This window comes from Providencia sp. UF-183 (genome assembly GCF_058246155.1).
This window is the reverse complement of the sequence record NZ_JBSICD010000002.1, coordinates 161,652-173,498: the sequence shown is the minus strand read 5'-3', so window position 1 is coordinate 173,498 and position 11,847 is coordinate 161,652. Positions and strand designations below refer to the sequence as shown.

Annotated in this window: 9 protein-coding genes and 1 pseudogene; 8 read left to right on the top strand and 2 right to left on the bottom strand. The window is 41.5% G+C overall.

Going from position 1 to position 11,847, the window contains the following annotated elements; genetic code table 11:
- Positions 1-52: 52 nt before the first annotated feature.
- On the bottom strand, positions 53-1,795 hold the full coding sequence (locus AC4IFT_RS02250; protein WP_490732583.1) for an ABC-F family ATP-binding cassette domain-containing protein: 1,743 nt from the start codon (positions 1,793-1,795) through the stop codon (positions 53-55).
- A 413-nt stretch (positions 1,796-2,208) separates the two neighbouring features.
- Between AC4IFT_RS02250 and AC4IFT_RS02245 the strand changes: the two genes are divergently transcribed.
- The 8 genes and pseudogenes from AC4IFT_RS02245 to AC4IFT_RS02210 all read left to right on the top strand — a co-directional run bounded on the left by AC4IFT_RS02245 (position 2,209) and on the right by AC4IFT_RS02210 (position 11,180).
- The gene (locus AC4IFT_RS02245; RefSeq protein ID WP_490732585.1) at positions 2,209-2,685 is read left to right on the top strand and encodes a GNAT family N-acetyltransferase; all 477 of its coding nucleotides are present in this window, start codon (positions 2,209-2,211) and stop codon (positions 2,683-2,685) included.
- A 387-nt stretch (positions 2,686-3,072) separates the two neighbouring features.
- Positions 3,073-4,143 carry an HlyD family secretion protein gene (locus AC4IFT_RS02240; protein ID WP_490732587.1) on the top strand — a complete coding sequence of 357 codons (1,071 nt, stop codon included), beginning with the start codon at positions 3,073-3,075 and terminating at the stop codon, positions 4,141-4,143.
- Positions 4,140-6,896, top strand: a complete 2,757-nt coding sequence (gene rbbA, locus AC4IFT_RS02235) for a ribosome-associated ATPase/putative transporter RbbA (protein WP_490750527.1) — start codon at positions 4,140-4,142, stop codon at positions 6,894-6,896. The genes AC4IFT_RS02240 and rbbA overlap by 4 nt, the downstream gene beginning before the upstream one ends.
- Positions 6,897-6,901: 5 nt before the next feature.
- Positions 6,902-8,026, top strand: a complete 1,125-nt coding sequence (locus AC4IFT_RS02230; protein WP_219249430.1) for an ABC transporter permease — start codon at positions 6,902-6,904, stop codon at positions 8,024-8,026.
- A 186-nt stretch (positions 8,027-8,212) separates the two neighbouring features.
- Entirely contained in the window at positions 8,213-8,776 is a 564-nt protein-coding gene (gene ahpC / locus AC4IFT_RS02225) for an alkyl hydroperoxide reductase subunit C (protein ID WP_206084249.1), read from the top strand.
- A gap of 126 nt (positions 8,777-8,902) precedes the next feature.
- A complete protein-coding gene (gene ahpF / locus AC4IFT_RS02220; protein WP_490750526.1) occupies positions 8,903-10,477 on the top strand; it encodes an alkyl hydroperoxide reductase subunit F in 1,575 nt (524 codons plus the stop codon).
- Positions 10,478-10,577: 100 nt separating this feature from the next.
- Positions 10,578-10,847 (top strand): annotated as a pseudogene (locus AC4IFT_RS02215) (phage late control D family protein); the annotation flags it as partial.
- Positions 10,848-10,904: 57 nt separating this feature from the next.
- On the top strand, positions 10,905-11,180 hold the full coding sequence (locus tag AC4IFT_RS02210; protein ID WP_490750525.1) for an Ogr/Delta-like zinc finger protein: 276 nt from the start codon (positions 10,905-10,907) through the stop codon (positions 11,178-11,180).
- A 65-nt stretch (positions 11,181-11,245) separates the two neighbouring features.
- On the opposite strand, the gene AC4IFT_RS02205 is transcribed toward AC4IFT_RS02210, so the two are convergent.
- Positions 11,246-11,767, bottom strand: coding sequence for a hypothetical protein (locus tag AC4IFT_RS02205; RefSeq protein ID WP_490750524.1), 522 nt, complete (start codon positions 11,765-11,767; stop codon positions 11,246-11,248).
- Positions 11,768-11,847: the final 80 nt, after the last annotated feature.

The following is an 11,847-nucleotide window of genomic DNA, read 5'->3' as shown; positions in this document are numbered from 1 at the left end:
TCCTCTACTTGATTAAAAAACCCCTGACTACAAGCGTAATCAGGGGCTAAATTTATAACCCTAATTGGGCTTGTATCTGCGCTATTTCATCAATCCATTGTTGCTGAAGTTGTGGTTTTTGGTGGCTTAATTTACGTTGCTTATCAGCATGCAATTTTTCCTCTAAAACCAATAAGTTCTCTAACAACTCGTCCTCATGTGAAATAACCTTTGTCTGAACATTTACCGTATTACAGTGTTCAACATCTTCAGTCGGACTACTAGATAACAATTGGGCCTGCTGTTCAATTTTATGATAAATATCATCAATGTTCAGATATTCTACTAACTGATGTTCATCAATAAACCAAAAACGTTGGCAACTATTTTCAATCAACCATCTGTCGTGGCTGACGACAAGTAATGCTCCTGAAAATTGGCTAATTTCTTCACTCAGTGCTTCTTTTCCTTCAAGATCAAGGTGGTTAGTCGGCTCATCCAATAAGATAAGTTCATACTGGGCTAAACTTAAACCAATAAAAAGCAGCCTTGCGCGCTCACCACCACTGAGTGTTTCCACGGTTTGTTGATGGCGTGAATAGGCAAATCCAGCACCAATAAGTGCCATTTTGCGTTGTTCATCTGTAATAGCGGCAAAGGGGCGTAGCGCATCCAATAGGCTGTCGTTATCATTCAATTGTTCTAATTGCTGGTCGTAATACCCAGCTCGAATTGTTGGATGAAACTTCAGGTGCTTGGTATAGCGTAAATCTTGTTGATAATGCTGCCAAAGCAGGCGCAATAATGTTGATTTACCACAACCATTTGCGCCCATAATGGCGATACGGTCGCCGCTTTTTACCTGATGAAACGCGGTTTTAAACAAATTTTCACCCGTTGGCGTTGAAACCTCAGTGCCTTCGAGCTCTAAAACACGGTCGGCAGGAATCGATTTACCATTTAATGCCAACTTCCATTGATAACCTTCAGTGAGCTCTGTTTGAGTCTCTTTAAGCCTATCAATGTGTTTCTCCATTTGTTTCGCTTTGCGAGATAGCCCTTCGTTATCATACACATGGCCCCAAATAGCCAAACGTTTAGCACTAGACGCTATCCGGTCAATCTCTTTTTGTTCCGCTTGATTACGCCTCTCATCGGTAATGTCTTTTTCGGCCATGGCAAGGCGTGCCTCACTGCATGGTAATCGATAGAAATGTAACGATTTATCACGTAAAACCCATGTACAATTAGTGACCTTATCAAGCAAAGCCTGGTCGTGAGAAACCAATACAAAACTCCCTTTCCAAGACTGAAGGAAATTTCCTAACCAAATCAGGGTAGGTAAGTCTAAGTGGTTACTCGGTTCATCTAGCAATAATAAATCAGGCTGTTCAATTAACGCGCGACCTAACAAAAGGCGAGTATGTTGACCGCCACTAATTTCATTGGCTTTTTGTTCCCATTGTTGGGCAGTAAAACCTAATTCAGACAGTAATACCTCAGCTCGCCAACGTTCAGCGACTTTGTCTTGTTCTGGGATTTTTTGAACAAGCGCATCAATCAGTGTCAGATGGGCAACATCCTCAGGTAAATGTTGTTCGATATACGCCGTGACGCAGTGATTGGCGTAAGTAATGCTACCACTGTTGGGGGATATCTGGTGGGTAAGTAACTTTAATAAAGTACTTTTACCACTGCCATTGTGGCCAATTAAACCGATGCGGTCGCCTTGTTGCAAGGTGAATGAAACATCTTTTAATAGCGTGTTGGTAGAAATGTCGTAATTTAATGATTTTACAGATAATAATGTGCTCATAGCTTACTCAAATTTTAGGCATAACAATGCCTTGGATAGTCATAACGACAACCCAGTAAGCTGAGGGAAGATCTCTTTGCGGCTTCGCTCAGGCAGGGTTATCGCAGTATAAAACTGTGAAAGCCTGAGCTCTGGCGATTACCAAAGAAGTGTGAGTATTCGATAAGATCACACAACAGCATAAATTAGCCTCCTTATTTTTCGTTAGGTTGAACAATGAGCGCATCATAACAAACTGAGTGGGGAGATCAAAACCCAGAAATGCGTTCTTTCATAATTCTTATCGTTATAAGTAAGAAAACAGGTATAAATCTCGCTTATATCATGTGGAGTCATATGAATTAAATTGCTAACTGTTGGGCGTTCAAGGTGCAAGGCATAATATTACCGCTCAAATAACAAGAGAGTCGCAAATGAACGTAGAAATAAAGCCAGCAACAGTGAAAGACGCTAAGTTGATTTTAGAGATGATAATTGAATTAGCAGAGTATGAAAAAGCCCGCCATGAAGTTAAGGCCAGCGTTACTGATATCGAAAATTCACTCTTTGGCGCAGATTCTAAAACAGAAGCCCTTATTTGTTATGTGGATGATAAACCCGCAGGGTATGCGGTTTTCTTTACTAGCTATTCAACTTGGTTAGGGAATAACGGTATTTATTTAGAAGATTTATATGTGTCTCCCGATTTTCGCGGTGCAGGTGCAGGAAAAAAACTGCTAAAACATATCGCTGTATTAGCCGTAGAAAGAAAATGCCAACGTCTTGAATGGAGTGTTTTAGACTGGAACCAACCCGCCATTGATTTTTATAAAAGTATCGGTGCGCAACCACAAGATGAGTGGGTTCGTTACCGTATGGATGAAAAAACCATCGCAGAGTTTGCTCGCTAATTGCAAATACAACGGATAGTTAAACGAATATAAATCTTATATGAAAAAAGTCAGTAATAAACTTACTGGCTTTGTTTTTATATTTTTTCATCTAAAGTTGTACAATTAATGCCTTATGGGAAATTTTGTTAATTTATTCTGTTTTTTTGTGATGCAAGGCAACTCCACTTAATCTAAATTTTGATAAACTTTTGTTAAATTAAATAGATAGCTAATGGTTGAACAGCAATTACACTGATTTAGCCTACTTTTAAAATATAATTTCCTTTTTTTGTATTTGGCCATATTTATTTCGCATATTAACAGTTATGTGGCTTTATTAATTTCATCAGGTTAATAAAAATAATTGTTGTTCATTGTTTTCTCATTTAATGGAAAAGGGATGGTATGAAAATAAATAAGCAGAAAATATCTTTTTACATCGTTTTAATATTCATTATTGTTGCTGGCGGCTTCTATTACTGGAGCGTGAATTCCGGTGGGTTACCCGCTGGATTTGCGCAAAGTAATGGGCGCATAGAAGCGACAGAGATTGATATTGCAACGAAAACTGCTGGTCGGATTGAAACCATTAATGTAAGAGAAGGGGATTTTGTTAAAGAAGGGCAAGAATTAGCCCGCATGGATACCCGGGCACTCCAAGAACAACTGCATGAAGTACAAGCTCAATTACGTCAAGCCATTAGTGCTGTGACCACCGCAGAGTCTGCACTTGCTCAACGTAAAAGTGAAAAAGTGGCAGCGCAAGCCGTGGTGCGCCAACGTGAAGCGGAGCTTGATGCCGCGCAAAAACGCCTTAATCGCTCAAGGGCATTGGTAAGAACCAAAGCTGTTTCTCAACAACAAGTTGATGATGATACTGCACAAATGCAGGGCTCACGTGCTGCGTTAGAAGCCTCAAAAGCACAAGTTGCAGCAGCAACATCTGCGATTGACTCGGCAAGTGCAGGTATTGTGCAAGCTAAAAACCGAGTTGATGCCGCAACTGCTACAGAGCGTCGCATCATGGCTGATTTAGATGACAGCATTTTAAAAGCACCTCGCAATGGGCGCATTCAATACCGCGTCGCAGAACCAGGTGAAGTCCTTGGGGCGGGCGGTCGTGTATTGAATATGGTGGATTTAAGCGATGTATACATGACTTTCTTCCTACCAACTGAAGATGCTGGGAAAGTGGCGCTGGGAAGCGATGTACATATTATTCTTGATGCCGCACCCAACATTGTTATTCCCGCAAAAACCACGTTTGTTGCCAGCGTTGCCCAGTTCACCCCCAAAACTGTTGAAACACAAAACGAACGCTTAAAACTGATGTTCCGCGTTCGTGCGCGTATCTCCCCTGAATTACTCGAGCAACACCTTGAATATGTGAAAACAGGTCTGCCAGGTAAAGCTTATGTGCGTTTAGACTCCAATGAATCTTGGCCAGCTGAACTTGAGGTGAGATTACCACAATGACCAATAAACTGATGGATGATGTGATCATTGATATACAGCATGTCAGCCAGCATTATGGTGATAATTGTGCATTGGATGACATTGTGCTTGCTATCCCAGCTCGCAAGATGGTGGGGTTGATAGGGCCAGATGGCGTGGGGAAATCCAGCTTAATTTCATTAATAGCGGGAGCGCGGGCTATTCAGCAAGGAAATGTGATTGTACTTGATGGTGATATGAATGATGTCGATCACCGCCGTGCGGTATGTCCTCGCATTGCCTACATGCCTCAAGGACTCGGTAAAAACCTCTACCATACGTTATCCGTTTATGAAAATGTGGACTTTTTTGGGCGCTTATTTGGGCAATCAAAGGCGGAAAGGGAGTATCGCATTCAAGATTTGCTCGAAAGCACGGGGTTAGCACCATTTAAAGATAGACCCGCAGGTAAGCTATCTGGTGGGATGAAACAAAAACTCGGGCTATGTTGTGCATTAATCCATGATCCTGATTTATTAATTCTTGATGAGCCCACTACAGGGGTTGACCCTTTATCTCGCGCCCAATTTTGGGACTTAATTGACCGTATTCGTCTGCGTCAAACCAACATGAGCGTACTGGTGGCAACCGCCTACATGGAAGAAGCGGAACGGTTTGATTGGCTAGTCGCGATGGATGATGGAAAAGTGCTAGCCACAGGCCATGCTTCGGAGTTAAAAGCGCAAACACAATGTGATGACCTTGAAGCGGCCTTTATCGAGTTACTACCAGAAGAAAAACGCAGTGGCCATAAGAAAGTTATCATTCCGCCGAGAGACACCTCGAAAGATGACGTTATCGCGATTGAAGCGCAGGATTTAACTATGCGTTTTGGTAACTTCGTTGCTGTTGATCACGTGAATTTTAAAATTCCAAAAGGGGAGATTTTTGGTTTCTTAGGCTCAAATGGATGTGGTAAATCAACAACCATGAAGATGCTGACCGGGCTGTTGCAGGCCAGTGAAGGTCAGGCTTGGTTATTTGGGCAGGAGATTGACCCGAAGGATATCGAAACGCGTAAACGTGTTGGATATATGTCACAAGCATTTTCACTGTACAGTGAATTAAGTGTGGAGCAAAACCTGGTGCTACACGCAAAACTGTTCCATATTCCAGAAAACAAAATTGCGCGTCGTGTTGATGACATGTGCCAACGGTTTGAGCTCGATGAAGTCAGGGATACCATGCCTGATGACTTACCATTAGGCATTCGCCAACGTTTATCCTTAGCGGTTGCCGTGATCCATGAACCTGAAATGCTGATACTGGATGAGCCAACATCGGGGGTTGACCCTGTTGCCAGAGACATGTTCTGGAATTTGATGGTGGATTTATCGAGACGTGACGGTGTCACAATTTTTATCTCCACACACTTTATGAACGAAGCGGAGCGTTGTGACCGGATATCGCTAATGCATGCAGGTAAAGTGCTAGATTGCGATACCCCTGCCAACCTCACCAAAAAGCGTGGTTTAGCGACACTTGAAGAAACGTTCATTGCTTATTTACAAGATGCAGTCGGTGATGCAGGGCAAGGAACGGAAACGGCGCCCGAGTTCCATGTTGATCCTGAACTCAAAGAGCAAGCCACGGAAGCATTAAAAAAACGTTTTAGTTTACGTCGCTTATTCAGTTATTCAATTCGTGAAGGGATGGAGTTACGGCGAGACCCTGTTCGTTCGACGCTTGCTTTACTGGGTACGGTGATCCTGATGTTTATTATGGGATACGGGATCAGTATGGACGTTGAAAACTTACGTTTTTCCGTGTTAGACCGTGACCAGACAGGTCTGAGCCAGGGTTATACGTTAAACCTTGCAGGCTCCCGTTATTTTATTGAACAACCACCTCTTCAAGATTATGACGAACTCGAAGAAGGTATGCGCAGCGGGCAAATTACGGTTGCTATTGAAATACCGCCGAATTTTGCTCGAGATATTGCCCGTGGTAATAATGTGAAAATCGGTGTTTGGATAGACGGCGCAATGCCAAACCGCGCAGAGACAGTTCGTGGTTATGTACAAGCAATGCACCTTGCATGGTTAAGTACCATGGCTGCGCGCCAACCTGTAGGTGTAGCAGGTATGCCTGCTATCGATATAGAAACACGGTACCGTTATAACCCTGATGTACGCAGCTTACCCGCGATTGTACCTGCTGTTATCCCATTGTTATTAATGATGATCCCAGCCATGTTAAGTGCACTAAGTGTGGTACGTGAAAAAGAGCTCGGTTCAATCATTAACCTTTATGTCACCCCGATCACCAAATTAGAGTTTTTACTGGGTAAACAGCTCCCCTATATTCTATTAGGGATGTTTAACTTCGTACTGCTTTGTATTTTGTCGGTGTATATTTTTGGCGTGGAATTCAAGGGCAGCTTTTTAACGTTAACCTTGGCTGCATTTTTGTACGTTAGTATTGCGACAGGGATTGGCTTGTTGATTTCTTGCTTTATGAAAAGCCAGATTGCCGCTATTTTTGGTACATCGATCATCACATTAATCCCTGCAACACAGTTTTCTGGAATGATTGACCCAGTGTCATCATTAGAGGGAATGGGGCGTTGGGTGGGCATGGTTTATCCGACCTCACACTTCCTCACTATTACGCGTGGGACCTTCTCTAAAGGCCTTAATTTGTTTGATTTACAGGCCTCATTTATCCCGTTGTTGATTACGGTTCCTCTCGTCATCGGGCTGAGCGTGTTGTTCCTGAAAAAACAGGAGTCCTAATGATGATACGTAAAATTCAAAATATCTTTAATTTAGGTGTCAAAGAGTTACGAAGTTTAGGGCGAGATAAAGCGATGCTGGCGTTGATTGTTTTCGCTTTTACGGTTTCGATTTATTCATCTGCAACGGTAACGCCAGGCTCATTGCACAATGCGCCGATTGCTATTGCAGACCAAGATAAATCGCAGTTATCCAACCGTATTATCAATAGCTTTTATGCTCCTTACTTTTTGCCACCTGCGGATATCACACCTGACCAAATAGATGGTTTGCTCAATCGGGGTTCATATACTTTTGCCTTAGATATTCCGCCTAATTTTCAACGGGATGTCTTGGCGGGTAGGAGCCCTGAAATTCAAGTGAATATTGATGCAACTCGCATGAGCCAAGCGTTTTTAGGGAACAGCTACATTCAAAATATTACCCTTGGTGAGGTTAATGAGTTCTTAGCAAAATACCGCAGCAATGCGAGCCTACCCGTTGATTTGGAAGTGCGGATGCGCTTTAACCCTAACTTAACGCAATCGTGGTTTGGTTCAGTGATGGCAATTATCAATAATATCACCATGTTATCGATTGTTTTAACTGGAGCTGCGTTGATCCGTGAACGAGAGCATGGCACGGTTGAGCACCTTATGGTGATGCCATTGACGCCTTTTGAGATCATGATGTCTAAAATATGGTCAATGGGATTGGTGGTGCTGATTGCTTCAGGGGTTTCATTGATGCTGGTGGTGAAAACACTGTTGCAAGTCCCAATCGAAGGCTCGATTTTGCTCTTTATGTGTGGTGTGGCATTAAGCCTTTTTGCGACAACGTCCATAGGTATTTTTATGGGGACAATCGCCCGTTCAATGCCACAGTTTGGGTTATTAATGATTTTAGTCTTATTGCCATTGAATATGCTTTCTGGTGGGATGACGGCGCGGGAAAGTATGCCACAATTAGTGCAAGATATTATGTTAACGATGCCGACTACCCACTTTGTGAGCCTTGCACAGGCTATTTTGTATCGTGGGGCAGGTTTTCAGATTGTTTGGTCCCAGTTTGCAATTTTACTGGTTATCGGAAGCGTGTTCTTTACCCTCGCCTTAATTCGTTTTCGCAAAACCATTGCCACAATGGCTTAATACCTTCCTAAATTGCTCGCTTAAAAATAAAACGCTTGCTGAATATCTCAGTAAGCGTTTTAATGCATCACCTATCAATTATTAATAAATGATTAGATTGTACCTATCAAATCGATAGCGCGTACTGATTGGATTAAGTCACTGCAAAACAGTAACTTAATAGGCAACCAAACAGGAGAACATCATATGTCATTAATTAATACTCAAATCAAACCATTTACAAACCAAGCATTTAAAGACGGCAAATTCATCGAAGTTTCTGAAAAAGACGTTGCAGGTAAATGGAGTGTTTTCTTCTTTTATCCAGCTGACTTTACGTTTGTTTGCCCAACTGAATTGGGTGACGTTGCAGACCATTACGAAGAATTCCAAAAATTAGGTGTTGAAATTTTCTCTGTTTCTACCGACACACATTTTACCCATAAAGCATGGCACGCAAGCTCAGACACTATCGGTAAAATCAAATATGCAATGATCGGTGACCCAACAGGCGCATTGACACGTAACTTTGAAAATATGCGTGAAGCTGAAGGCTTAGCAGACCGTGGTACATTCGTCGTTGACCCACAAGGCATCATCCAAGCGATTGAAATCACTGCTGAAGGTATCGGCCGTGATGCAGCAGATTTACTGCGTAAAGTGAAAGCTGCTCAATACGTTGCAAGCCACCCAGGTGAAGTTTGCCCAGCTAAATGGAAAGAAGGTGATGCAACATTGTCTCCATCTTTAGATTTAGTCGGCAAAATCTAATTAATCTTTTGATTGATTATTAGATGACTCGAGTTACAGGCGTTTAGTGCAATGATGCCTTGCCTGTAACTTGCAGTATGACGGGTATATGTACCCGATTTTATGATTAAAATTAAAGGGGATTACATGCTCGACAACAATTTACAGGCCCAATTAAAAGCCTATTTAGAACGTTTAACTAAACCCGTTGAATTAGTTGCCAATTTAGACGACAGCCAAAAATCAAACGAAATTAAGCAATTGCTCGACCAAATTGCATCGCTGTCTGACAAAGTGAGTGTGCGTGAAGAACGCAATAGTGCGATAAGAACGCCATCATTTTTAATTACTAACCCAGGTGTTGATAGCGGCTTGCGTTTTGCAGGGTCGCCACTGGGACACGAATTTACCTCTCTGGTGCTGGCGTTATTGCAAATTGGTGGTCATCCATCGAAAGAAGCGCAAGAGTTACTGGAACAAGTAAAAGGCCTAGAAGGCGAGTTCCAGTTCGAAACGTATTATTCATTATCTTGCCATAACTGCCCAGATGTTGTTCAGGCATTAAACTTAATGGCAGTTTTAAACCCTAACATCAGCCATACTGCAATTGATGGCGCGCTTTTCCAACATGAAATTGATGAGCGCAATGTGATGGGAGTTCCTGCGGTTTACTTAAATGGCAAAGAATTTGGCCAAGGCCGCATGACATTAAGTGAAATTGTTAGCAAAGTTGATACCAATGCCGATGCCCGTGCTGCTAAGTCATTAACGGAGCGCGAACCTTTTGAAGTATTAGTCATTGGTAGTGGGCCTGCGGGGGCATCCGCAGCAATTTACACTGCACGTAAAGGTATCCGCACTGGTGTTATCGGTGAACGCTTTGGTGGCCAAGTGATGGATACGGTTGATATTGAAAACTATATTTCCGTTATCAAAACAGAAGGTGCCATTTTTGCAGGTGCGTTGAAAAACCACGTTGATAGCTATGATGTTGATGTTATTGATGGCCAATCAGTTGCTAAATTAATTCCTGCCGCTGAAGCAGGGGGGTTACACCAAATCGAAACCGTTTCTGGTGGTATTTTAAAATCCCGCAGTATTATTATTTCGACAGGTGCGCGCTGGAGAAACATGGGCGTTCCGGGAGAGCAAGAGTATCGCACCAAAGGCGTCACATTCTGCCCACACTGTGACGGCCCATTATTTAAAGGTAAACGCGTTGCGGTTATTGGTGGCGGAAACTCAGGTATTGAAGCCGCGATTGATTTAGCGGGTGTGGTTGACCATGTAACGGTACTTGAATTTGCGCCAGAACTAAAAGCCGATTCTGTGTTACAGCAAAAAGCACGCAGCCTGAAAAATGTCGATATTATTGTGAATGCACAAACCCTTGAAGTTAAAGGGGATGGTAGCAAAATGACTAGTCTTGAATACAAAGACCGTACAGATGAAAGTGTGCATTCTTTAGAAGTTGCAGGTGCATTTGTACAAATCGGTTTATTGCCAAATACCAATTGGTTAGGCGATACAGTCGCAAGAAACCGTATGGGCGAGATTGAAATTGATGCACGTAATGAAACCAGCGTAAAAGGCATCTTTGCCGCAGGTGACTGTACAACAGTGCCTTACAAGCAAATTATCATTTCAGCCGGAGAAGGGGCCAAAGCCGCACTTAGCGCCTTTGATTACCTAATCCGCACAAGTACCAGAACCGCTGAATAGGTGTAATTTACTTTATATTCAGTGAGTTGTAGTCAAAAGGCACTCGGGGGCGAGTGCCTTTTTTTGTGCGTAAATTAAGTGTTATCCAAAGTGACTGGCCTTTAAAAACGAGCAATCCGCTAAACGTGCCGCCGCAGCCAAGTGGTCAAAATTACAAAGGGGCGTAGCAGAGTTTAATATCACTTTGGCTGAGGGGCGCGCAGACCTATACCCTGAAATTCCCGTCACGGTAACTGGCTTTAAACCGACCATTGATAGTCACCAGTGGGTGATTAGCCGAGTGACACACACCATTGATGGGAACGGGTTTATCACCCATTTGGAACTTGAAATAAAAATCAAAGACATTGATATGATGGATGAGGAGTAAAACAACGGATAATTGATTATAATAACGTCAGGTATACCCATAACCCAAGGTTATAAAATGGCGTTCAATTATCCAAAGTGTGGCGCTGTGACTTATACCAAAACCAGTAAATCCATGAGTAGTGAAACCCGTAGAAGCTATCACCAATGCCAAAATATGTTGTGTGGTTGTTCTTTTACGACAATAACCTCAGTGGAAATCTATCTAACAAAAACAATCCCACAAGAGTTGCCTGAGGGATTTGAAATCCCGATGGATAAGTTACCTAAATCACATCGGGGAGAGAAACAGATGGAGATGTTTCATAAGAATATTAATGAAAATCTAACTTAAGTTGTTTTTTAATTTTTAAACTATCTATATAATCAATAGGTAACTATAAAAATTAATTATATGTATTAAGAGGCTCCTGCAATAATAAATACAATATTGTTTTTTTCTCTATTGCATTCCTGATTATCTGGTGTATTTATATATAGATAATCAACAGTATGTTGAGGATGCTCTAAAGAGTTTTTAATACCCAAACAAAAATTTTTATTAACATCTAAAATGGAAGATTTTACCGCATATTTGCATGATTTATATTCCCCTATTTCAATTAATATTGAGTCAGTCCATTTCTTTTTTTTATTTTTATTTTCAATAAAGTCAACTAGTTTATTTTCATTTTCGCAAATTCCTTTTGTTTTACTTATTGTGAATATTGAATCAAGATACCCTGTTTTTTCTTCTTTCAGTGTGGATGTAATTGAGAAAAATTTATTTATTTTATGAGCTTGATTAAAAGCATCAATTGTTGAATCAGTAAGGCTAATATACTCTGTCCCCTTAAAAAAGGCATAGGTTATAAACACAGGATTTGCAAAAGTATTTATGGAAAATAACATGGAAGCTAATAGTAAAATCAATTTTTTCATAATATGTCCTTTAGTATTTAATACAACTTTATAAATCATTTATTTGGTCATTATCACAAAATATTTAAAACTTGACTTAA